Origin of the sequence: Halorubrum sp. SD626R (genome assembly GCF_001261915.1) — an archaeon.
Taxonomy (GTDB): Archaea; Halobacteriota; Halobacteria; order Halobacteriales; family Haloferacaceae; genus Halorubrum.
Window position 1 is genome coordinate 63,165 of record NZ_CVRT01000031.1, and the last position, 24,441, is coordinate 87,605.

16 protein-coding genes and 2 pseudogenes are annotated in these 24,441 nt (G+C 56.0%); 6 read left to right on the forward strand and 12 right to left on the reverse strand.

The window, feature by feature from the left end:
* Positions 1-433: 433 nt before the first annotated feature.
* The 5 genes from SD626R_RS02690 to SD626R_RS02710 all read right to left on the reverse strand — a co-directional run bounded on the left by SD626R_RS02690 (position 434) and on the right by SD626R_RS02710 (position 7,713).
* Positions 434-2,908 carry a dipeptide ABC transporter ATP-binding protein gene (locus SD626R_RS02690; RefSeq protein WP_092563123.1) on the reverse strand — a complete coding sequence of 825 codons (2,475 nt, stop codon included), beginning with the start codon at positions 2,906-2,908 and terminating at the stop codon, positions 434-436.
* The gene (locus SD626R_RS02695) at positions 2,905-3,360 is read right to left on the reverse strand and encodes a DUF7529 family protein (protein WP_137782649.1); all 456 of its coding nucleotides are present in this window, start codon (positions 3,358-3,360) and stop codon (positions 2,905-2,907) included. The genes SD626R_RS02690 and SD626R_RS02695 overlap by 4 nt, the downstream gene beginning before the upstream one ends.
* 3 nt (positions 3,361-3,363) lie before the next feature.
* On the reverse strand, positions 3,364-4,791 hold the full coding sequence (locus SD626R_RS02700; RefSeq protein WP_089308969.1) for an ABC transporter permease: 1,428 nt from the start codon (positions 4,789-4,791) through the stop codon (positions 3,364-3,366).
* Positions 4,788-5,813: an ABC transporter permease gene (locus tag SD626R_RS02705; protein WP_089308970.1), complete on the reverse strand. Its 1,026-nt coding sequence runs from the start codon at positions 5,811-5,813 to the stop codon at positions 4,788-4,790. The genes SD626R_RS02700 and SD626R_RS02705 overlap by 4 nt, the downstream gene beginning before the upstream one ends.
* A gap of 67 nt (positions 5,814-5,880) precedes the next feature.
* Positions 5,881-7,713, reverse strand: coding sequence for an ABC transporter substrate-binding protein (locus tag SD626R_RS02710; RefSeq protein ID WP_158298354.1), 1,833 nt, complete (start codon positions 7,711-7,713; stop codon positions 5,881-5,883).
* A gap of 284 nt (positions 7,714-7,997) precedes the next feature.
* On the opposite strand from SD626R_RS02710, the gene SD626R_RS02715 reads away from it, so the two are divergent.
* Positions 7,998-8,327: a hypothetical protein gene (locus SD626R_RS02715; protein WP_092563128.1), complete on the forward strand. Its 330-nt coding sequence runs from the start codon at positions 7,998-8,000 to the stop codon at positions 8,325-8,327.
* A gap of 128 nt (positions 8,328-8,455) precedes the next feature.
* Here the strand turns inward: SD626R_RS02715 and SD626R_RS02720 are convergent, their stop codons facing one another.
* Positions 8,456-8,890 carry a low molecular weight phosphatase family protein gene (locus tag SD626R_RS02720; protein WP_092563203.1) on the reverse strand — a complete coding sequence of 145 codons (435 nt, stop codon included), beginning with the start codon at positions 8,888-8,890 and terminating at the stop codon, positions 8,456-8,458.
* A 189-nt stretch (positions 8,891-9,079) separates the two neighbouring features.
* Between SD626R_RS02720 and SD626R_RS02725 the strand changes: the two genes are divergently transcribed.
* Positions 9,080-9,502, forward strand: a complete 423-nt coding sequence (locus SD626R_RS02725) for an arsenate-mycothiol transferase ArsC (protein ID WP_394324693.1) — start codon at positions 9,080-9,082, stop codon at positions 9,500-9,502.
* A gap of 57 nt (positions 9,503-9,559) precedes the next feature.
* Here the strand turns inward: SD626R_RS02725 and SD626R_RS02730 are convergent.
* Positions 9,560-11,062, reverse strand: a pseudogene (locus SD626R_RS02730) (transposase); the annotation flags it as partial.
* Between the two features lie 358 nt (positions 11,063-11,420).
* On the opposite strand from SD626R_RS02730, the gene SD626R_RS02735 reads away from it, so the two are divergent.
* A complete protein-coding gene (locus SD626R_RS02735; RefSeq protein ID WP_092563134.1) occupies positions 11,421-12,674 on the forward strand; it encodes an RNA-guided endonuclease InsQ/TnpB family protein in 1,254 nt (417 codons plus the stop codon).
* Positions 12,675-12,942: 268 nt separating this feature from the next.
* Here SD626R_RS02735 and SD626R_RS17455 read toward each other — a convergent pair whose 3' ends face one another.
* The 5 genes from SD626R_RS17455 to SD626R_RS02750 all read right to left on the reverse strand — a co-directional run bounded on the left by SD626R_RS17455 (position 12,943) and on the right by SD626R_RS02750 (position 21,598).
* Entirely contained in the window at positions 12,943-13,326 is a 384-nt protein-coding gene (locus tag SD626R_RS17455; RefSeq protein ID WP_394324691.1) for a DUF5658 family protein, read from the reverse strand.
* Between the two features lies 1 nt (position 13,327).
* A complete protein-coding gene (locus SD626R_RS02740) occupies positions 13,328-13,921 on the reverse strand; it encodes a response regulator (protein WP_092563137.1) in 594 nt (197 codons plus the stop codon).
* A 10-nt stretch (positions 13,922-13,931) separates the two neighbouring features.
* Positions 13,932-14,255, reverse strand: coding sequence for a HalOD1 output domain-containing protein (locus tag SD626R_RS17460; protein WP_158601460.1), 324 nt, complete (start codon positions 14,253-14,255; stop codon positions 13,932-13,934).
* Positions 14,256-14,413: 158 nt separating this feature from the next.
* The gene (locus SD626R_RS02745; protein WP_092563141.1) at positions 14,414-17,122 is read right to left on the reverse strand and encodes a response regulator; all 2,709 of its coding nucleotides are present in this window, start codon (positions 17,120-17,122) and stop codon (positions 14,414-14,416) included.
* A 3-nt stretch (positions 17,123-17,125) separates the two neighbouring features.
* Positions 17,126-21,598 carry a PAS domain S-box protein gene (locus tag SD626R_RS02750; protein ID WP_092563144.1) on the reverse strand — a complete coding sequence of 1,491 codons (4,473 nt, stop codon included), beginning with the start codon at positions 21,596-21,598 and terminating at the stop codon, positions 17,126-17,128.
* Between the two features lie 430 nt (positions 21,599-22,028).
* On the opposite strand from SD626R_RS02750, the gene SD626R_RS17465 reads away from it, so the two are divergent.
* The 3 genes and pseudogenes from SD626R_RS17465 (at position 22,029) to SD626R_RS02765 (ending at position 24,397) form a co-directional block, all read left to right on the forward strand.
* On the forward strand, positions 22,029-22,430 hold the full coding sequence (locus SD626R_RS17465; RefSeq protein WP_092563206.1) for a DUF8048 family protein: 402 nt from the start codon (positions 22,029-22,031) through the stop codon (positions 22,428-22,430).
* Between the two features lie 132 nt (positions 22,431-22,562).
* Positions 22,563-22,733 (forward strand): annotated as a pseudogene (locus SD626R_RS02760) (type II toxin-antitoxin system PemK/MazF family toxin); the annotation flags it as partial.
* Positions 22,734-23,095: 362 nt separating this feature from the next.
* A complete protein-coding gene (locus tag SD626R_RS02765) occupies positions 23,096-24,397 on the forward strand; it encodes a site-specific recombinase (RefSeq protein WP_092563146.1) in 1,302 nt (433 codons plus the stop codon).
* Positions 24,398-24,441: the final 44 nt, after the last annotated feature.

The window sequence follows — 24,441 nt, forward strand, 5'->3', positions numbered from 1 at the left end:
CGATCCGCTACAACGTTCCAGAACACTACAGAAAATCGCATGACAGCAGCTAGGTGAGTACTAACTTAACGCGACCGGAGAGAGCCGGGAGAAGACGTCAAGACTCGAACGATACTCCGACGTGGTCAGCAAATACTTGGAGATCTGCTTTCCGGAAAGTGGCATCGTCGGCCGCCGCTAGCGACTCTGCGATGCCGACGTGCGCTCGGATGAGTCGTCGCAGCCGTGACGTCGACGGTCGGCCCGCCGCGTTGACACGGACTCCTAGTGTCTCACAAACTGCTCGGAGCTCTTCGTTAGTGAACGACGACTTGACATCCCGTTCGAAGCGACCTGTCCCCACGCGAATCGCATTTCGAAGCTCTTGGACGGTAGGACTCATCTGTCCCCACTCTCCGCTTGCCCCCCTCAAAGTTCCTAGCCAGGCTTAACATCAGCGGAGTTCGGTGTCCGCGTCCGTGTGTTCTGCCAGGTGACGGTGGCAGCGACTCTCGCGCCCGTTCTCTCCGATCGAATATGATTCGACCGTATCGGTCTCACAGACTGAGCCGAACTCCGCAGCGAGCAGCTCAACCGCAGCCGATGGTGAGGACTCGGCCCGCTGCGTCGCCTCATCGACGATCTCCGCGGCGTCCGATGAGAGCTCCACATCCGCGAAGACGTCGGCAGCGACACTCTGCGGGCTTTGCTTGTCATCGATCAGCCCCAGCCGGCGTTTGGCCGTCCGAAGGAGCGATGAGTCGGAACGCTCACGCTGGCGTAACACTTCTTGGAACGTCTCGAGAGCCTCCCACGCGTCCGGCGAGAGCGAGTCCCACTCGGGCGGTCGAATTCGGACTGGACACCGGGTCGCAAACGGACAGGCATCGGGTGGATACCGAGGGTTTGGCGGCGACCCGCGTAGCGTGACGCGGTCGAGGTCGTCTGGAGCCGGTGTTGACGAACCCGGAATCGCCGACAGCAGCGATAGCGTGTACGGGTTCGCCGGAGAATTGAACACCTCTTCAGTCGGGCCAATCTCAAGAATGTTTCCGAGATACATCACCGCAACGCGATCAGTTATTTTCCGCACCACTGAGAGGTCGTGCGCGATAAAAAGCAGCGTAATGTCGAGCGCTTCTCGTAGTTCCTCAAGCAGATTTATCACTCGTGCTTGGACGGAGACATCGAGGGCACTGACCGGCTCGTCTAACACAAGAAACTCCGGTTCTAAGGCCAGCGCGCGAGCGATACCGATACGCTGACGCTGCCCACCGGAGAACTGGTGCGGGTAGCGGTAGAAGTGTTCTTCAAGCAGGCCGACCCGATCGAGCAACTCGAAAACCCGCTCGTCGCGCTCGTCTGAGGTCCCCCAGTTGTGGGCCTCAAGTGGCTCTTTGATTATTTGCCCGACCGTCATCCGGTCGTTGAGGCTTTCTTCGGGGTCTTGGAACACGACGCCGACCTCGCGTTGCCACTCGCGAAGGTCGCCGCCAGAAAGGTCTGTGACGTCCCGCCCGTTGGCCATGACCGATCCGTCTGTCGCGGCCTCAAGCCCGGCGAGCGTTCGACCGAGTGTCGTCTTACCGCAGCCCGATTCACCAACAAGTCCGAGTATCTCTCCCCGATGGATATCAAACGACACGCCGTCGACGGCCTTCACCGGCGGCGACCTATCGAGCGGCGAGCCGCTCTCATAGTACGTCCGCAGATCCTTGACTGAGACGAATGATTCTCCGGTCTCAGGGGAGCTTCCGCCGGACATCTCCGCGGACGAGTCGGCGCGTACTTCGGTATCTGCCGGCTCAGTGGCCTCCGTGGAAGACCCGTCGGCTCGGCCCGCAGTCGAGGACGTTCCCGTGTTTTGTCTCTGGGTGTCTGGGGAGGTCTCTCGTGTCACCTCCGGATGGGAAGCATCGTGGATCAGACAAGCCGAGGTGTGATCGGTAGAGCCTCCGACTGGAAGTTGTTCGGGGTGAGTCGTTGTACAGGCCTCTGTGGCTGCCGGACACCGTGGGGCGAATCGGCAGCTATCGGCTGGCTTCGCCGGCGTCGGAACCTCGCCGTCGATTGTCGGTAGCGTGTCGTCCGCGTCGCTCCGTCCGGGGACGCTCTCGAGGAGGGCACGCGTGTATGGGTGTTCGGGTCGCTCGAAGAGCTCTGCCGTTGGCGCACGCTCGACAATTTCGCCCGCGTAAATGGCGTTAACCCGATCGGCGGTCTCTTCGATGACGCCCATATCGTGGGTAATGAACAGGATCGCGAGGTCTTCCCGTTCTTGGAGGTCATCGAGCAGCTCCAGTATCTGCGCTTGGATCGTCACGTCGAGCGCGGTCGTCGGCTCGTCACACACGAGCAGGTCCGGGTCACAGGCGAGCGCGATGGCGATGATCGCACGCTGTTGCATCCCACCTGAGAACTGATGAGGGTACTCGCCGAGCCGCCGGGGGGCGTCCGGAATTCCCACGTCCTCTAACAGTTCAATCGCTTTTGACCGGGCTGCCTCACCCGTCAGGCCCTGATGGATGCGGAGTGCCTCGCGGATTTGGTTACCGACCGTGTACACTGGGTTGATCGAGTTCAGCGGGTCCTGGAACACGATGGCGATGTCACCGCGGTGGCCGTCCCACCCGGCCTCGACGAGGTCGACTCCGTTGAACCGGACTTCGCCGCCCTCGATGGCTCCCGGTCGGTCGATCAATCCCAGGATCGAGCGCGCCGTGACCGATTTTCCGGAGCCGGACTCGCCGACGAGACCGACGGTCTCGCCCGCGTGGACGTCGAACGAGATCCCGTCGACCGCGTGGATCGTCTCCTTGCCGGTTCGAAACACCGTCCGGAGGTCTCGGACCTTGAGGAGCGCGTCCGACCGCCGTTCAGAGGCGGTCGCCGATCCCTGACGCGGGACCACAGATTCGTTCGCGGTCATTCGACCCCCGCGAGGAATGGCGCTCGGTCATCGTGTGCTAACTCTAGTGCGACCACGTCAGAGATCGACCGGACCCTCGTTCGTGCCGGCCCCGATGTGTTCGCATACGCCTCGAGCGACTGCTGTCGGATCCCGCCCGCCACCAGTGTGACGACATCATCGTCCGGCTGGTGGACCTCTAGCAGGTACAACCGGTAGCCACCGGTGTCGACGTACTGGACGTCGGTCCGACGGATCGCGCTCGCGGTCGTCTGCTCGCTGAGCGCGGTCGCCGTCTCGCCGGAGACCGTGAAGACGAACGTGAGGGGCCCGTCGTCGGACGCCCTCACCGTCCCGTGGTCCGCGTACGCTTCAACGACCGTGCGTCCGGCCGCGCGGTGATCTGCCGCCACCGTCGCAACCGTCTCTCGAAGGCGATTCCACGCCGCCGTAGGTGGAGTGTCTGCCGACATCTGTTATCCTCCGGCACCGCTGGCCGCCGCACTCGTCTCTTCTTCGCTGCTCAGGTCGGTCTCGGCGTCGATCGCGTCCCGAACCCCGTCCCCGAGCGCATTGAATCCGGTCACGACGATGACGATCAGCGTCCCCGGAAGGACGGCGATATGCCACGACATCGTCGTCAGCAGGGGCTGTCCGACGTCGACGAGCCGGCCCCACTCCGGCGTCGGGGACGAGATTCCGAGCCCGAGGAACGAGAGCCCGGAAACGCCGATGATGATACCGCCGAGACTCATCGACGCGTACACCATTAGGTAGCCGACGATGTACGGGAGAATGTGGCGACGCATCGTCGTCTTCGGGGCCAGTCCGTAACTGTCGGCAGCATCGACCCATGTCCGCTCGGAGACCTGAAGCGCCGGTCCCCGAACGGCGCGCCACAGCGACGGCCAACCCGTCAGAGCAAAGATGAGCGCCAACAGCACTCCCCCACTATACAGCCCGGCGAGCCACGTCTGTGAGAGTACCACTGATAAGAGAATCACGACAAGCAGCTGGGGTAGCGACTGCGTCGCGTCGCTCACTAGGACGATCGCTAAGTCGACGAGCCCGCCGTAGTAAGCGCTGATCAGGGCTAAGCTAGTGGCAACGACACCACTTATCGTAATCGCGAGAAGACCGATAAAAAGCGATACCCGTGCTCCAAGTGCGACCTGTGTAAAGAGATCCTGTCCGGAGGGTAACGTCCCGAACGGATGGAAGCGGTCATACTGGTCGTATGTGAGTGGGCCAACGTTCCGGCCCTCGATACCCTGCGAGGTCGTGTCCGTGTTCGCTGCCCCGACAGTGATCGTTTCGATGTCGCCGGTGTCGTCGTCGTAGTAGTCGAGCTCGTAACTGTACGGGTCGATGGCGTTCTGCTCGAGCGTCGTCGGGCCAAGTGCCGGCGCGAAGACGGCGAGAATCAGGAACGCCAACACGACGAGAAGGCCGAACTGTCCCCAGCGATGGCCCCGGAAGCGACTGACGACGTCGTCGAACGGCGTCCAGCTTGCCGTCCGGTAGCGGTTGCGATACAGCAGGTAGCCGCGCCAGATCCAGTACAGACACAGGGCGCCGTAGAGGTATATCAGCCCGACACGCAGCCCCCACGCCCTCGCGGGTGACAGTCCGAGAAACGTTCCCTGCCAGCCCTCGCCGGGGACGAGCGTCCCTTGATTCGGGATCCTCTCCCGACTCAACAGGACTGGGATACGGTCAGCGGCCGCGACGGCGGTCTCCCCGAGCGGAAGCGCACTCGCCGCGAACTGAATGAGCGCCCCCACCTCGGGGAGTATCAGCAACACCGCGCCCGCAAGCCACGCACGGGTCGCTGAAGTCGGAATCCGGTCGAGTCTGGTTCGGACGGTCACGTTCGCGTCGGACGGAGATGATGTGTCTGTCATCGTCGTTCAGCGTACCCGATTCGCGGGTCGATGAGGGTGTATAGCAGGTCCTGTGCGATGTTGATCGAGACGGTCAGCAGGATGAAGACGAACATGAGTGAGCCGGCCAGCGGAAGGTCACCGCTCGTCATGGCGTCGAAAAACAGCGTCCCGATCCCGTTGATCCCGAAGACAACTTCGACGAGGACGGAGCCACCAACGAGCAGGTACGCCTCGCTCGTGACGACGGGAATCAGTGGAATCAGCGCGTTTCGAAGCACGTGCTTGCCGATCAGCCGCCAGCGCGAGACACCGACGGCTCGTGCCGTATCGATGAAGTCCTCGTTAATAATCTCGAGGACGGCCGTCCGCGAGAGCCGTAGTTCGTTTCCCATCGAGGCGGAACCAAGGACGAATGCCGCGGGAAGAATCTGCTTCGTGGCGATAATGAACCCCTCGGGCGTCCCCAGCGCGGACAGATCCGGGGCGCCGATCAGATCGGTCTTAATGATAAACGACTCCCAGCCGCTGCCGAAAAAGAGCGCGTCGGTACGTGACAGCAGTGCCAACAGGATCACCGCCAGCCAGAAGTTTGGCATCGCACGCCACACAATACCCGTGATAGAGGCTAGATAGTCGCGATTCGTGTTGACGTTCAGTCCGGCGTATATTCCCAGGGGAATGCCGATGAAGATCGGAATCAACACTGCCCACAGACCCAGCCAGATGGTTCGGGGGCCGAACTGTGCCAGCAGCGCGACAGTGTCCTGCCCGGGATACAACACCCATGACTGTCCGAGGTCGAAGGTGACGAGATCAACGAGATACTCGCCGTACTGGATGTGTATTGGATCGTTTAGCCCAAGCTGTTCCTCAATGCGGTCGAGCCGTTCTTGTGCCTGTGCGCTGTTCACTGGCCCGACAATAGCCGCAGCCGGGTTTAGCGGGCCAACCCGAATGATCAGAAACGTCGCAGTGACGCCCAGCCACACGACCGGGATCGACATCAACAACCGGCGGAACAGGTAGATCAGGCGATTCATACCTGCCGGCGATCTTGGGAGGTACCCAACTGCGGCGATCCCGTTCCCGCTGGCTGCCACGGCGCCGTCATTCGAACGTGACGTCGTTGTAGAGGCGGTCGTGGAACCCACTTGGCTGGATAGGCGCGTCCACCGAGTCGTACCACCACTGCCGCCCGCGGGGATGGTAGTTCGTCAGGTAAATCGCGTCCTCCCAGATAGCCTCTTCCATCTGGATAAACGCCTCGCTGCGGGCCTCCTCTTCGGCGTCGGTCGGGCCAAGGTTGCTTTGGATTTCCTCCCAGGCCGCCGCCGCCCGCTCTGAAGCATCGGACGGATCTTCGCGCCATCGGACGAGATTCCCCTCGTATGGGCGGCCGAACTTTAGCATGTCTGCCGGCGAAGGGTACTCAAGACCGTTTCCGAGCGTGTACATGTCAAGATTCCCGCTGACCGCCTCGTCAATGATCGTGTTGAACGGCGCGCGCTCGATTGACAGATCAACGTACACCGCCTGTGCCTTCGACCGGATCAGGTCCGCGATTCGAGAGTACGCGTCCGGGTTGCGGTCGTTGTACAACGTCAGGGTGATTGACGCTCGGTTGTTCTCGCCGTAGCCCGCGTCCTCCATGACGCTCCGGGCCTCGTCGACCTGTGCCTCACGGTAGCCGTACGGGAAGTTCTCTTCTGCGTGTCGATCGTACGCCTCCTTCCCGCCTGGGTATACAGATGGCGGCGCCTGGTGGTATGCCGGCTCGCCGACACCTCTGAACCCCTGCTCAACGAAGTTCTCTTGATTAACCGCGTAATTAAGCGCCTGCCGGACCGGCTTCTCGACGCGCGAGCAGTCAAAAATAAAGTACGCGGTGTATGCTTCGTCCCAGGTCGAGTAGTTTACCGTTTCACCATTCTCGAGCGGCCCGTAGGTCCCGACCTCTTGGCCGAGATTCCGCGTCTCCTCAATCGACACCTTCCCCGGGTCGAACCGAGAGTTCGGCAGGCGGAAGACCTGAACGCTTCGGTTCATCGCTCGCTGGTGAATCGCATCGGAATTTTGGACGACTTGCATGGCGATCCGGTCTGGGCCAGGCTCGTCGCCGTAGTAGTCGTCTGCCGCCGACAGAACGACTTCCGTTCCAGTCTCAACAGACTCCGCTTGGAAGGGACCGGTTCCGACCGGCGACTGCGAGGAAAATTCGGAGTACTCCATGTTGCCATCGTACCCCTCGATGTCGCCAACTATCCCTTCCGGAACCGGACTCAGGGAGCCGTACGCGAACCAGAACAACGCGTCGAAGAACGCCTGCTCGAGTGTCACCTCGAGCGTATAATCGTCGACGGCCTCGACCGCGAGGCTTCCCGGCTGGTACACCTCTTGCTCTTCACCGTCGACGGTCTCGGTCATCGTTTCGTGAGCGATCCGGAAACTGCCTTCAAGAATAGTCTCACCTTCCTGACTGTTCTCGGAGGCAGCGAGCCGCTCCCACGAGTACACCACGTCGTCGGCCGTGAGTTCGTCGCCGTTGTGGAACGTAACACCTTCACGCAGCGTGAACGTGTACGTTTGACCGTCCTCCGAGACGGAGTAGTCAGAGACCAATTGCGCTGTTGGTTCTAAGCCGTCCGACGGCAGCGTTAACAGCTCGCTGAATACATGGTCAGAGACCACTTGCGACCCGTCACCTTTGATCTGTACCGGATCGAAGTTTGCGGCTTCCGGGATCGACAGGGATAGCGTGTCACCACTGAACTCGTCGCTTGAGCCACCTGCGCTCTCGTTGCTATTGTTTGTCTCTCCCGTTCCATCCGCTGCGTTCGATTCGTTGCCGGAGCATCCTGCGATTCCGACGGTTGCGACACCGCCGGCAGTTTTCAGAAAGGTCCGTCGCCGCTGCCCACTCGCCGTGGTATCTTCGGGCACACGAATATCCTATGAGTATCGAATAATAATACGTGGTGACTCAGCAAATGCTGAAACATACCCAGATTATTTTAGATTAGATGATATTATATATTGATCTATTGAGTACTATTAATATGGAATTCATATGGGGTTTGATAAACGACGGATTGTATGTGATCAGTTGAATGCCCTCCCTGAATCGACGTGCGTTTCTTGGGGGTTCGAGCGCCGCCCTGCTCGCCGCCAGCGGCTGTACTACAGTGAATTTGAGTGGGAGAGAGTCTGGCTCTCATTGAGTAAAAATGTATCTCGGCGACCGTGACGAGACCTACAACGTTACTATCACGATTACAGATCAAGATGGAACGACAGTCTTTGAGAACGAATACGCGCTTTCAGATAGCAACGAAGCGGACGAAAATGTAACATTTCCAGCATTGACAGATCTCAAAAATATTGTCATAACTGTGGATAAAATTCGATTTGAGCGTGACTGGCCGGATTTTGAGCGGGCAGAACTCCCGTGGGATGGCGCGAATGAGGCAGGTGTCGAGGTGTATATTGAAAGCGCTGAAGACGGGACACCCGAGATTCGACTCGAAGCAGACTGTCAGTCCATTACAGGGGAGTAACAACACTCCAGCCGATAACTTCAGAGGATAGATCTCATGCGTCCTTTTTTCCCGCCAAAAGCTTGATTAAAACCTCGCTAAATCAATAACAGTCCGTCATTCGAGTACCGCTCCAGCAGGCGCTTGTTTCACTGCGAACCGTTCGCGTGAACTTCGTCGAACAAGTCTGTAACCCGCTGTTCGATATCGTTTCGGATCTCACGGACCTGATCGAGATCTTGGCCATCAGGGTCCGTTAGCGCCCAGTCGCGAACATCTATCTCTTCAGCATCGAGTTCGAGTGTCGAACAGCCCATTGTGGCGACGACGTCACATGATTCGAGCTCAGTCGTTGAGACTTCTCGGGGGACTCGATCCGAGAGATCGATCTCGTGGTCTTGCATGACCGCCACGACCTCATCGTGGACGCTATCGGCGGGGTGAGTGCCACCGGTAATGATCTCAACACTGTCTTCGAGTCCACGACGGTCACGCTCGCGTTCGGCGAACGCTGTTGCCATCTGACTGCGACCAGCATTTTGTACACAAACGAATCCTAGAGTAACCGGCAACTCATCACTCACAAACAGCAGAATCGATGCCGTCGACTTGAGCACTTATATGTGATGTATATATGTCTCAATAGCTCAAAACAGGTCTGAGAGTACTTCTCAGATAGCCTATCAAGAGCCGCTGTGCCTGAAGTAACAGCTATACCGATCCCACTCGCTTGTGGAGGTGTGACTGAATCCGATGAGCGGACGGACCACCAGATCGCGTTCGTGTGCGTCCAAAACGCAGGACGGAGCCAAATGGCGGCAGCGTTCGCCGAGCGCGAGCGCGACCGTCGCGGTGTGGGCGATCAGATTACGATCGTTACCGGTGGCACACAGCCCGCAGACCACGTCCACGGGATCGTCGTCGAAGCAATGAGAGAGCGAGACATCGATCTCAGCGACCGAACGCCGCGAGAGGTGACGCCAGACGAGCTACAGGCGGTCGATATCGTCGTCACGATGGGGTGTTCGGCATCGGACGTATGCCCGGCGACGTGGAACGGCGAGAATCGCGATTGGGGGCTCGACGATCCCCACGAGCGTCCGATCGAGCAGGTTCGGGAGATCCGTGACGAGATCGAAGAACGTGTCGTCTCGCTGTTCGACGAACTCCTGTCGCAAACTCCGTCCGCGGAGTGACAATTGGCAGGGCCGTCAGCCGGAACGGCCCCTATGACCTCCGCTAACAGCAGCCGTCGACGTCGTCGCCGCCATGAACCGCTTTATTGATCGATAGCCACTCTCGATTTCCCACCGGTAGCCGTACTCCGTGAGGTGTCCGCTCCCCCGGTTCGTCATGAACGCCGAGTACTGCCGATGATCGTCGTGCTCGGAGTCCTCTTTCCGGCGGTAGATCAGCGTCGTCTCGTGCCACTCATTCTTTCCGAGATGGAGCTTCCGGTCGGTCTCGTAGCGGTCTTGGTCGCGCTGGAGCAATCGCTTGGCCTGGGCTTTCTCGCTGGTCTGCATTCGCTTCGGCACGACGTATGAAAGCCCACGTTGGCTGAGCATCTCCAGGACGTGCTGGCTATCGAACTCTCGGTCCATCAGCACGTTATCGACGTGAACCATCTCCTCAGCAGAATTCAAGAGGTCCTTGACGATTTCTAAGCGGGACTTACCCTTCTGAACTGGCCGCGCATCAAGGACGATCGGGACGGCGTTGCCGACTAACTGGACTGTCGCCCACTGATAGGCGTACTCGTCAGTTGTCTCCTTGGTGCCGATAATTTCGTCTTCGTGGCCCGTTCTATCGCCCGTGAACGGGTCAGCTTCGGTAATGTCGATCGCGACGATCCCCGCTCGAAAGAACTGCTCTGTCCCGGCAACTTCGTTCAGGAACCGAGTGACGGCCTGCCGGTACATCGCTCGAACCTGTTCAATCGAGAGGTCGCGGATGTGCTCGCGATGGGCGTGGCCCAGCGGTGTCCGATCCCGAGTCGATTCGTAGATAAAACTGCGAGCCCCTTCGTTCGCAGCCAGCCGCTCGCGAAGTCCGAGATACGTCTGTAAGTCCCAGTAGGCGTTCTCGTGTATCTCACAGCCCTCGCCACGTTCCAGCGAAAACGCCGGGAACACGATGCGGCTGACGTGTCCGGTGATCTTCTCTGCCTGCTCCAACGTAGTTTGATCATTCGGGTCTGACTCACCAGACTCGTTCCCGTGGTATCGGAGCTTTCGTGCCGGTTCACGCGGAGTCTCGACACCCGCATTCTGGGCTTCGATGAGAATCGTTCGAGCCGCTGTCTCGACAGTCTCTCGGAGGTCAGGGGTGAACCGCTCGTGCCAACTTCGCCACAGTGTCGATTGGTACGGGATCGTCTCGAACCCCAGTTTATCGCGGAGTTCAGGGCGGTTCCTGAGGTAGCCAACGAGTGCGGTTTCGTGCTCCCACCCGTGGCATTCTTGCAGGACGAACACCCGGAAGAGAGTGGCCATCTGGTAGCGTGTCGACCCCGCATACTGATCATGGGCGCTAAATCGAAAGTAGGCTAGCGGGAGTGCACAGACGAACTCCTCGATAGAGTCGTGACTATCGTGATCGAACCACGTCTCTGAGACTGTCCGGATATCAGATTCCAGTCCAGCGAGCGACGTTCGATCGTACAGTAGTGTCGAATTGTACGCCGGCCACTCACTATATTGTCGTTGGGTGATCCGTCGAAACGTAGTCCGACAGGACTGACTGGTGTAGGGCATCAGTCTATAGAAAGTAGAACGAACTCAAAACGCGTGTTATATTTAATTAAACGGGGGTGGGGGGTGGGGTGGGTGTGCCTCTGACGCTTCGCTGGATACCAGTTTGAGAGGTATCCGGTTCGATTATTATTGAGGAAGAATATAATTCTGAACCCAATAGATATACCTGATCAATATTGTCAACGTCTAAGTATTGGCCTTACTATCTATCTTCTAACAGCGAGAGAATCCCGGCGTTCACGCCGGGCGTGAATCGCGTAAGCCCGGTGCCACAGTCCACGCGGGTCTGTCGGGCCGGATATTCTACTTTCACTCCGGTTGGCACGCCATTATGTAGCCACTCCGCCACATGCTATGTATGGCGAATCTGGTCACGCGCACCTACGTTGCGTCCATTCGCAACCACCAGCAGGTGCGCGACGACCTCAATTCGCTTGGGTTCGCCGCCTCGAAATTCTGGAACGTCGCCCGGTGGACCTGCGACTGTATCTGGAGTGAAACCGGCACGATTCCAGACCACGGGACGCTCAAAGCGTACCTCAAGAGTCACGAACGCTACGCGGATTTGAACGCTCAATCCAGTCAGGCAATTCTCGAAGAATTGGCTGAAGCGTTCGACTTGTGGTACGCCCACCGTCAAAAGGGCAACGGGGACGCGAACCCACCCGGCTACCGCAAGCAGGGCGATGAGCATCCCCGCTCGACGGTCACATTCAAAGAGGACGGTTTCAAACACGACCCCGACCACAACAGGATTCGACTCTCGAAAGGAGCGAATCTCAAAAAGTCGTGGTCGGACTTCGTTCTCTGCGAGTACGCCACCGGCCCGGATGTGGACGTACAGCACGTCCAGCAGGTCCGAGCGGTCTGGACCGGTAAGGAGTGGGAGCTGCACATCGTCTGTCGCGTCGACACTGGCGATCCGGACCCTCCCGGCGACCGGGTGGCAGGTATCGACCTCGGCATCTGCAACTTTGCCGCCGTCGCGGTCGGAGACAAGGCCCTGCTGTACCCCGGCGGCGCACTCAAAGAGGACGACTACTACTTCCAGAAGGAGCGAGCGACGTGCGACGACAGCGACTCCCACAAAGCGCAACGACTAGACCGGAAGCGCCGGGGGCGGCGTGACCACTTCTTGCACGCCGTCTCGAAGGATGTGGTAGCTGAGTGTGCGGCCCGCAACGTCGGGACGATTGCCGTGGGCGACCTCTCTGGTATCCGCGAGGACGCCGATTGGGGCGACCACGGCAATCTGGACCTGCACGGATGGGCGTTCGACCGCTTCCTCGAGATGCTGGAATACAAAGCCGCCGAGCGCGGCATCAGCGTCGAGCGCGTGGACGAGCGCGGCACGTCCAAATCGTGTGCATCCTGTGGGACGACCGACGACAGCCAGCGCGTCGAACGTGGGCTGTACGTCTGCGACGAGTGCGGGGTGGTCGCCAACGCCGACGTGAACGGAGCCGAGAACATCCGACAGAAGGTACTCCCGAATCTCGTCTGTGACGGGGGAGATAGGGATAACGGCTGGATGGCACAGCCAGCGGTGCGCCTGTTCGACAAATCCACGGGGCAAGTCGCCCCACAAGAGTGGGCGTCCCGCGAACCATAATATCCCAACGCTTGGGAAACCGCGCCGTTCACGGCGCGGAGGATGTCATGTATAGTGTAACTCGTAGATTGCTTCTGCTAATAGGTGTCAATACTCTATACAGTTTTAATCCGTGAATTGCCGCAAGGTTAATCCATACTCCTATACCGTTTATATAATGAGGGTTTGGAGCTTCATTGCAGAAATTAAAGCAGAGAAAGCAGCATAGCAAATGATATAATTAACACAATTGAAACATATAATAATAAACCGACAAACTCGATCAATCTCATATCCAAATGAGTACCATATTATGAAGCGACACAGCGCTCCATACGACCAAAACTGAAAGGTATGCTACATTGCTCCACAGATCGATATTATGTCTCGATTGTGCGACTCCGGGAAGCAGGTATTCACCAAGAAAGAATAATAACACTAGTGACACCGACGAGAGAAAGAATAGGCCGGGGATGATTCCGAGAGTCTCAACAATAAGTACGACAATCGGATTGGCTTCTCGCAGTCCGATGCTTAGCCCATAGTACGTGAGACTCGCATCTATAGCTCGTACGAAGACCAATCCGATGAGCAGCGGATATTTATTTTCTGCGAATACTTCGGTACTGCTGCTGGTAGCACAATTAGTGGATGCCACGGCTCCTCGCACCATATCAGAACTGCTCTACAGGTTGGGATCCGATACGCTGGTCTCTGACCAGCATATCGATCTGATAATCTGTCTCGAGACGCTGGAGTGTCGTATCAGCTTCTTCCTCCAACTCTCGTATTCTCTGGAGGAGATCGCCGTATCGGTCGTCCTTTTCTAGCTCTGTTTTGTCGAGGTTCGCTTCTAACGTGGCTTTCCTCGCGGTGAGTGAGAGAAGCTCTGTGAGTGAATCTTCGTATGTTAGAATCAGCTCTGCAGCTTCCACAGCTCGAAGAAGCTTTGTCCGGTCGATTGGTTTGAGAAGATAGTCATCCACATCGATGGACGCTAGGTCTTCCGTTGGCTGAACAGCTGTTACCATGATCACCTGCTGGGCATCGCCGCCTTCACGAATTGATTGTAGCACCTCCGTGCCAGAGAGGCCCGGCATTCGACGATCTAAAAGGACAATATCAATCGGTTCCTCAGCGAAGATTTCCAGTGCATCTTCCCCGGAATAGGCCACATGAACCTCGAACCGCTCCTGTAGCCAAATGCCAAACAAGTCAGCGAGATTCTCTTCGTCTTCGACGATCAGAACGGTACTGGAATGGGTCATCTATTCTCACTCACGCATCTCGTTCGACGATGACACGCACCGTTGATGCGTACATGACCGTCACAAGTGCGTCCTGAAAGAGAAACTCCACAGAGGGCATATGACTGGTCTCCTCGACTGTACGAGTTTTGAACAAGCCATCTAATTTGTCTGCATCAACAAATTCGAACACCGGAGGTGATCTACTGAGTTCCGGCCAGTCTTCGACAGCTTCCATAAGTGTCTCAATGACCGCATCCGAAACACGGACAGGTCTATCAAATTCACGCACTATTTGGGAATCTGTACTCCATCCCGTAGGTTCAGACTCTCGGTGCGGAGAGCTTTGGGCCATAAAGAATACATCTATTCTACAATCAAACGTCTTCTACCCTCTAATATCGGGTTGCCAAATTTAATGCCTATATGGAAAGGCCCACCATTTGGAGCCAGTTTTCCGAATGTCGATAAGCAGGACAGCCCGAGTACTGTAGAACGTGATACTGAGGCAGGTCACAGCTCGGTTGAATCCTGATAGAGAGTCGTCAGCAGATTAGACTCAGCAGCTCGAAGATGCTGGTTGAACGTTGACTGTGCGATATCGAGAGTCTTGGCAATCGACGTCGAATCTGCATCCCGCGGCCAATTAAAATATCCTGCGTAGAGCGCCGTCTGCAAGACTTCTTCTTGCCGGGCGGTAAGAGCTCCATCAAGACGTGCTGAGAGAGAGGTATTAGTTTCTCCCCGCCCACTATCCAGTTTGGATAACAGGGTGAGATCGCTGTAGTCTTCCCGGAGTGAACTCAGATATTCCCCGACGTCGACGGTGAATGGCACGGTTACTGAAACCACGATCTCGTTGGACTCGGAAGCGTTTGTGATTTGATTTATCGCAACTCCTTGATCGGTCAGTTTCTCGCAAAAGCTGCTGTTCCGCACCGGGACTTTACAGTAGATACCATTTCGAGAGTCGCTCAAAATGACCGTCTCTGGATCGAAACCAGCAGCTTCGAACGCCTCGGGGGTCACGTTTTCACCGGTCACTCGCGCGAACAGGAGGTGATCTGGACTCTCAGTCACTACATTCAACACTTCGAGATCCGTCTCCATATCCGAAACAAGAGTTGCAAGGCCAGTATCGTCCTCGAACTGAATTTCGAGAATTGTGCCCCCACCAGATAGAAGCGCCGCCTTTTGCCGGAGTGCTGATATCCCGTGACCTATTATTTGACCGAGCTCTGTGAGGGCTGTCACCTCTTCTTCAGCGAAGGCGTTTGGTAGTTTGGAGTGGACTTCTAATACGCCAAGGATCGAAGCCTCGCTCTGTAGTGGTACAGCCACAATCGAGTTGGTGCCATTTTTCAGTGCGTCTTGTTCCCACTCCGTTTCGGAGCGAGCGGTCATTAAGTCGCTCTCCACGACCGAACGTTCAATCCTGTATGCCCGTTCAGTAGGTGGCAATGTAGAGTTACTCCGCTGGGTATTGTCATCTGCTGGAGTGTCGTTCGCCCCCACTTTTTGATATTGGAGCGAATCCGTTTTGGCTCTGACCTCGATCGTATTCGTATTAATATCTTTTTTACCGATCCACGCCCCGCTAATCAGATCCAGATGAGCTAAAGCATTACAGACCTCTTGCTCCAGTTCTTCTCGTGTATTTGCACTGACAACCGTGGCACTTATCGACCGTATCAGTGTATTGATTCGATCCAGTCGTGTCAGCCGTTCGTTTTGCTCGTTTAACCGCTGGTCGCGTTGCCGAAGGGCCGCCTCTTGTGCTGTTCGTTCGAATGCGCTTGCTGCGTTCGCTGCTAACGTCTTTGCCAATTTGTTCTTTCTTGAGGAGATCTCTGGCGTCGTGGTCATCCCCACCAACAGAACCCCCTCTGATTCTAGTGAGTAGAGTCGCCACGACGAGAACTCCTCTGCCAACCACTGGCTCGACCGAGTATCTACTACGTCTTCGTCGTCGGGAGCCAACTGTTCCGTTCGAGTCACATAGGTCGTCCAGACTGGTGTGTCTCCTTCAGAGATAGTGGGAAGGTCGATTTCAGTAACATCTTCCGTGGATGCGTGTGCTAGTGGGACCAAGCGTCCCGTGTTCTCTTCTCGTGTATATATCGCGGCAAACTCGAATCCGAGTTCCCCGACTGCGGCAGTTGTCACGGTCTCGCCGATGCTACGTTCCGAGTCCGCTGTCATTAGATCGCGGGAAACCGCATGCAGATCCTCAAGCTGTTGTTCATACGCGTACCTCTCTGTAATATTGTGGTAGTGTTCAATCCGCCCGCCTGCATAAAGACCAGTTTGAATCGGCCCGCTCCAGTACTCCAACCACTGCTGCTCTTTCGAAGCCGTCTCAGGGATACGGACGATGGCTTCGACTTCGGAATTCATGTTCTCTAGAGAATGAGTTACGAGGTCAGACAGTGTTTGCTCACCTGAGGGATATTCCTGGTACGATTCAGAAGCAATTCGACTGTAGTCAGCCCCTTGGATATCGTCTCTATCAACTCCGAGTAATTCTTCGGTAGTTTCGTTTGCCCACACCACTTGTCCATCACGGTCAATTACAATGACCCCTTCCTGTGATGTGTCTAATACGTCTTCAGTGAGGGACTGGTACTGCTGTTGTTCCCTGCGCTCTGCTGCAGTTCGTTGCAGGCGCTCGATAGCCACTCGAAAATCCCTATCTGGCAGGTTCTGGAGGTACCGTTCGACTTTATCTTCGAGTTCTGTGATTTGGTCTGTGAGTGCCTGGTATTTCGGGCTCGTTTCGAGGGTATCTGCCTCCATGACGGCTTCCAAGGTCGATTGGCGTTCTATCAGCGAGAACAGCTCTTGCAGATCCTCGTTGTACTCGGCACGAGTGAGCATCTGGGAGATAACGTCTTCGAGATCGTCAGCTTCAACGGGCTTTTCGAGATACGCATCGAATCCCATTTTGACGATATCGAAGTCCGGTGTCACCGCAGAGACGATAACCACCTGGCAGTTCGACTCATATTGTCTGAGTCGTGTGAGAACCTCTCCGCCGGATAACCCGGGCATCATCCGATCCAGAAGAACGATATCGACAGTCGCATCGAACGCCTCCAAGGCTTCTTCGCCAGAGTATGCGGTTTCGACAACATAGCGGTCTGCGAGCCACTCTGCATACAGCTCAGCCAAATTTTGGTCATCCTCGACGACCAGGATTTTTGTGTTTCCGTTTTGAGTCATAGTTTACGATACGATACCCGGTTTTTGTGAGTCCTCTCGAGCCGGTCGGGTGGGGACTTCCAGTCTGATCTCACTCCCATCGTCCGAGGTTTCAACTGAAATCGATCCCCCGGCACGAGTCACCAGTGCCCGCACCATCCACAATCCGAGTCCCTGCCCGTGACTTAGCGGCGTTTCTTCGCCAGTTTCAAGGAGATTTTTTTCCATGTCTGGGAGTCCAGGCCCAGTATCGGAGACACAAATCTCTACCCACCGTTCATCGGCTTGCGAGACACTGATCTGTACGGATGGATGCTCAGTATCGTTCGCTGTGATGGCGTTCTCAACGAGCTCAGAAATTGCCTTCTCAAGGTCACTCGGTATTTGTGATTCTAGATCGTGGTCGGCTGTGATAGTGATATTCGCATTAGCATGTTCGTCTTCTTTTTTGGCTTGAATATCCTCAGCTATTTGCTGAGCACTCTGGTGGGAAGCGAGAGCGCTCTCGCTCGTGAGTATATTCTGGAGCTCTTGGGTCTTATTTGCCATTCTTTCCCACTTGTCGAGAATGTCTCGGATCGTCGCAGCGCGCTGTTCACGAGTGTCTGTCTCTGTGTCCGACGCAAGCAGATCGACATACCCTCTCAGTTTCGTCAGATCATTTCGGATATTGTGCCGCATAATCCGGTGTAAAACCTGGACGTGTCGCCGACGCTGCTCCTGAGCTGTAACATCTCGTGCCTCGAATACCAGGAAGCTAAGCTCCCCGCGCTGGCTTGAGATCGGCTTGACCGAGAAGTCGAAGCTGGCGAGTCCATCAACGCCTTCTGCTTCCACGTTGAACCGAACGAATGAACCCGAAGATGCTTCAGTAACTGCTTGTCTGATTTGAGTTTGCACTTCAGACGAATGCGCGAACAGAGGACACTCCCAGAGTGGTGTGCCTCTGCTCTCCTCGAGACCTGTGCCGCCGAACTCCGTGAGGGGGTCGTTTAGCTCGAGGATTTCACCACTCTGGGTCATCAGCCCCGTCAATTGGAACGTTTGATTGAATACGGATTCGAATTTTTTCGTTTGTTCTCTTATATTACTGATGTCACGTATATAAATCAGAAACCCACCAATTGCTTCATCGTGAAAGAGATTCCGTCCACGTGCCTCTACGGTAATCCACTCGTCATCCGCATCCATTGCTTGGAACTCTAGCTGAACGCTTGAATCGGAATCCTCCACGGCGGCGAAAAACGCTTCCATTACACGTTCCCGATCCTCAGGATGGATATAATCAAAGACACTCTCTTGATTTAGCTGAGTTGGATCATACCCGAGAACCCGTTCAGCAGAGCCACTAAGATAGGTGAAACACCCGTCGCGATCTAAGATAGACACGACGTCGACTGATTCCTCAACGAACCGCTCTGTTCTACGTCGCTGTTGACGCTGGTTAGTAAGATCTCTGATGACCATCCCGTATCCTAGGAACACTCCATCTTCAGTTTGAAGGGGAACGTATGAGACTTCTGCAGGGAACGACGATCCATCCTGACGGACTCGCTGTCCTTCGTGAGTACTTTCTCCTGCGAGTGATGCCTGTTTTAATAACCGATCAGCAATCCCACGTTTTTGATCCTGTTCAGGGTGTAACTCTGCTGCTGGCATACCAATTGCAGTTTCTTCGTCATATCCAAAGATGTCGGCTGCTCCATCGTTCCAGCTGTCGATCTGTCCATCGTCATCGAGAAGTACAAAGGCGTATTCTTCGAGACTTTCGGAGAGGATCTCAAATCGCTTCCGCTCCTGTTGAATCTGCCGAATCCGTCGTTTTTGCTCCGTTATGTCCGTGGCAATCGCGACAAGTCTCTCTCCAGTTTCGTCATCGGGTATCAGAACAGCATCTGTGTGTATCCATCGCGTTTGTTCGTTGGCATCAATAACTCTGAAATCCGCAGACAAGTCGTTGATATCACCGACTCGTTCTAGTGAATCACGAACACGGTCCCGATCTTCCGGCGCGACGATCTGTACGAACTCTTCATAGTTGTCCGGGTCATGGCCAAGTAAATCGACAAGCGTGTCGTCGAATGATATCTGCTCCGTCTCAAGACTCCACTCTGCAATACCAGTGTCCGTTCCAGAAAGAACCAATTCGAGTTTCCGGTTTTGTTCTGCCAGGCTCCGAGTCCGTTGCCTCCGACCTGTTACGTCCTGCTGTATGCCAATAAACTTCGAAAGCGTCCCATCTGCATCAGTGACTGGCGTGACAGACAATCGATTCCAGTATTCACTTCCGTCTTTTCGGTAGTTTTTCAGTTCTACTGTTACCGGTTCACCGGCCGCAATCGCCTCTCGAAGCTTCGATATTTCGTCTGGGTCTGTCTCGGGTCCCTGGAGGAAACGTGGATTACGACCTAAGGCGTCGTCCTCCTGGTAGCCAGTAATGTCGGTGAATCCTTTATTTACGTACTCGATCGGGTTGTCTTCTCGCTGTGGGTCGGTGATCATGACCCCAACATTCGAGGAGTCAATCGCTTGCTCCTTGAGTTCGAGTTCGCGCTTCCGTTCTCGTTGTGCAGTCTGATCGCGCACAGTACAAACGAGGGGGCCCTCATCGATGATGGTCAGAGAGAGATCAGCCGGGAATGTGGTCCCGTCCGGTCGGGATCCGGTTACCTTACCCCGCCAGTGGCCCTCCGACTCAAGAACAGGGAAGGCTTCCGACTCAAGACGCTCTACCTCATCTTCGTCATAGAGCATCCGCCAAGAGTCCCCGAGGAGTTGGTCAGTACCATCGAATCCATACATATCCACGTGTGTGTCGTCGATGTAGGTGTATTCTCCATCCTCAAGAATAGCGAAGCCGTCTTTCGCATCCTCGACAGCCTGCTGGAACGTCTCTAACTCGCGACGTCGTCGCTCACGGGGAGTAATATCACGGCTAGAAATGACGAGCGATTCGACTCCAGATTCCCCTGTAACCGGACGGATTGTGCCCGTCATGAACCGAATCTCTCCATCCGGTGTTGGGTATTCGGATTGGAAACTGACGTACTCACCTGACGCTGCTCGATCGATCCAGTCTTTTAGATCGTCCTGCAGAGTCTGAGAGTGTGACCACCACTCCCCCTCCCAAATCGGTTCCCCCAACATCTCATCTTTAGCGTGCGAAACGTACTCCAGGGCTGTTTCATTCACATCGATCACTTCACCAGTGGTTTCCAGTAATCCGACCAGCATCTCAGGATCTTCGAACACCGACTCGAAACGCCGCTCATTCTCCCGAAGTTCCGCTTGACGCCGATATTTTTCAGACACGTCACGGACAACACAGACGATTCGATCGTCTTCCAAGCGTGTCAGCGATAGTTCGGTCGGAAATTCTCCCTTGCCTTCTGGAGATGCAGTTACAGTACCTCTCCACTCTCCATCGGACCAGAGGGCTGAAAGCGCCTCATCCTCTATGCGCTCGACCTCGACGGGATCGGTATACAACTCATGCCAGGTCTGCCCGAGTAACTCGTTTTTGTCCTCGAACCCGTATATGTCGGCATGCGTTTGATCAACGTACGTGTACTCCTCGTTCTCCAAAATAGCAATCCCATCACTCGCGTTCTCGATAGCTGATTGAAATGACTCCAGACGACGTCGGCGTTCCCGCTGTTCCGTCACATCTCTCGCAACGGTATGCATATAGGCCGTCCCATCGCGCTCGATCCGACGGTTCGAGAACTCCACATCAATTTTACTGTCGTCGCTCCGAAGCAATTTTGCGTCAGTGGTTGCTGGTTCGCCAGCTAAAATTTGGGCGTGGTAGTCCCGATAGGCATGTAAGTCGACCTCTTCGTGAAGATCGGGAATACGCATCGAGAGGAGTTCCTCTCGCTCATAGCCAGTTAACTCGCAAGCAGCCTGATTTACTTGGACGAAATTCGCATCTGAATCACTAATAAAAATGGCATCGTTGGAGCCTTCAAACAACGTGTGTGTCCAATCACGTTCAGCCTGTAGCTCCTCGTGTCGTCGGATTCGTGAGATTGTAGCTTCAAGATTCGAAGCAACGAGTTTTGCCAGTTCTGAGTCTTTTTCGGTAAACGCATCCACTTCAGTGGCTCCGACACTCAAGACGCCGAAATCTGAAATTGGCACAAGAATTTCGCTCCGAATCGGGGTGTCTGAATTATACGTGTCATCGGCCTCGTGGACATCGTCGAACGCTTCCGGACGATTCTGTCTGTACACACGCCCGGCGAGAGAATCGAGTGGAAGGATAGGTGCATCGCCGATCACCTCTTGTGCCTCAGTTGATTCGGCGATTGGGCGGAGTTCGTTTCCCTCCTCATCGTATTCCCAGATCGCCGAAAGAGGCGCATCAAAATTGAGATCCAACATTCGGACCGCAACGACAGAGACGTCCTCAATAGAACCAGCTTGATTCAGTTCCGAAGACAATTCGAGAAGTCCCGCGGGGGTATGTTCCGTGTACGCGTCTCCATCGCTCATACATCCGATGTTGTTGTTCCGCTCTATTATGTTTTCGCTTAGAGAACCATTTCATATCGGCCCTAATAGAATTAGATCGATAAATATAGGGTACAGCTATTCAGCCTTGAGAATCAATCGTGGTAACAAGATGTCGACGGAAGCAGTTGAGGTACTCGGGCGGAAATACAGCGTAGATATACTGCGGGCGGCGAAGGAACCGCGATCAGTTAGCTGGCTGAGTCAAGAGCTAGATATCCCGATTGCCACCTGTTATAGACGTGTGAAGGAACTTTCTGAGAATATGTATTTAGAAGAGGTCACTGCGGACGAGAGCAGGGATAGAACACAGTACTGTCGAACGGCGGATAGTATTGAACTCAACCTTGCATCTGACGTATTACTTAGCGGCTCTCGATCTTGGGAAACTCGAGAAGTACCAAGGGATACAATACCGTTAGATTCCGTTACGCTTGATGAGTTCTCCCAAACGATTGATACTGTCGAAGGCTACTTCGGGAGTTTGATCGACGATGTTGCTGTTCATGCATCCATTTCACGCCGGCAGCTTGTGGCGGTGCTGGCACGCGCCCAGCTCTCGGGTGGTCAACTCGACACCGAGGGACTGAGCGATAACGGCGACATCGTCCACCAGTCGAACGATGAGACACTGTTTTGGCTTGACGGTGATTTCTGGACGGAGCTGGGCGGGCTCCACTACTTGAGCCCAGACGAGGGACGAGCAGCCAGAGAAGTTCATCGCCGACTCATCGAAGCGGTCGCCGGAGATGTCGCCGACTACAATCGCGAGCGCGATCCGTTTATTCTCATCACGGAAACTCCTGGGTGTTGATATCGTTTTATTTGCTCCGTTCAATATTCAGTGTATATTGTAAGCTTCGGCCGCTACCGACCGTAGTATGTCGGACAGAACAAGTCCTCGGTTAGGTATCATCGTTCTCACTTCTTGACGGGTTGATTGGCGTTACTTGTGGAAGCGTCGGACTCACTGGTTGAGAAAGATCACTTCGTGCGGCTTGACCAAATTCGAGTCGTGTCTGTCGAGAACCGAATCCATTCGGTGGCTGGCAGTCTCGACGACTCGACAATGGGTGAGATCGACGACGCGCTCAAGTTAAGCCACGGGATCGACTGATCGAGAGGTCCTGTGCAAAGAAATCAGTGTCAGACCCGTATGCATTGAGACGATCAGTCTCATCTTCTCCCAGGCGGGAATTCAATATAGCGATATACAATATAACAGCGTATTCGTTCGTCCAGATAGGCTCTCGCGGCCAATATCACTCGAGAACCACTCACAGACTCTCATATTCGCCAAAATTATTTACTTTGTCTTATCTCGGTAAGACAAAGTAAACTCTTAGTGACCCCCACCCGTGCCCCCAACCAAGGCAGATTCCGAATTATGGCCAACGCTTCCCGAGACAGTCGCTCCAGCCAGAACAACGCTTCTAGGGCAGTGATCCGAAGGTACAACTCCCACACTCCAAGGGGCCGATGACGGGTCGCCGCTCCGTCGAAACGCCGATCGAGGACACGTTCACGAAGTACCTCACGGACAAGGGGAAGGGTGACGCCGGCGAGGAGGGTGCGTACCGAGCCGACGCCGATCGTGAACTGAATCGATTCCGACGCTGGTGTCTCGGCAAGACAGCTGACTCAGCGAATGCGTCACCACCAGAATCGTGGGCGGGTGTCGTCGACGACGACACCGTCCGGTTCGTCGACCTCGACACGACGGTCTTCTCAGACTACGCACGGTACCTCTCGACCGCGGGATACGCCGCCGGGACCGTGCTCACCTACTACGCCCACGTCGCGTCGTGGTGTGGTTGGGCGCACGCCCAGGGGTACCTCCCACGCCACTATGCCCGCGAATCGGACGCTGAAGACCCACTGCCCGAAAACGACGGGCGACGTCCAGGTGACCAACAAGCGTGGGAGCCGATCCACCGCGACCTGATCACGCAGTTCGTCGACCGCCGCGTCTCTGAAGCGTTCGACGAGCTCGGCGCGATCGAAGTTTCCCACACCGATCGTGGTGACCCCGAGAGTGAGCTGTGGCAGGCCAAACAGCGAGCGCGGTTCGAGGCCTACCAGCGGTGTCGCGAGCAGGCGCTCGTGTACGTCGTCGCCTACACCGGCCTGCGTGGCTCGGAATTCCTCTCCGCGCCGAAGGAGGACCACGAGGGCCGCAACGGAATCCGCTGGCGTGACGTGTCGTTCGCGGACAGCAGCGTTACCGTGTTCCGGAAGAGTCGCGAGTGGAAGGAGGCCTCGCTCCCAGAGCCCGTCAGCACGCCGTTGAAGCGATACGCCGAGGTGCTGGAGGTACCAGAGTCGTGGCCGGTGTTCACGACGCTCCACCGCCCCTCGCTCGCCTCGCACGTCACAGAGGGGCTCAACGATACCGGCCTCGACGATGATCAGATCGAACGCGTCCGGACGGGCGCTCCTGACCTGATCGTCGCTGCCGAACACGACCTTGACCCACCGAAGCCGCTTACTACCGACGGCGCACGCTCGATCATGGAGCGGCTCTGGACCCACGACGCGCTCGTCGAACGTCGCGGCGAGCTGGACCTCTCGCTTGATGGCGACTACCTCGAACTACACGGCGGGCGTCGGGGCGTCGGTGAAGTCCTCGTTCGACAGTTCGGCTACGCCGCGGCCGCACGGTATCTCGACAACAGCGAGGAACAGGTCCGTGAGGCGTACCAGCATATCGAGGCAGCCGAGCGCGCCGATATGGCGACTGAGGCGTTCTCACAAACCGACCAACGGGTAAGTGACCAGTAGAGCCCTGCTGATATCGGCAACGAATGATATCACACCCCTGCGGT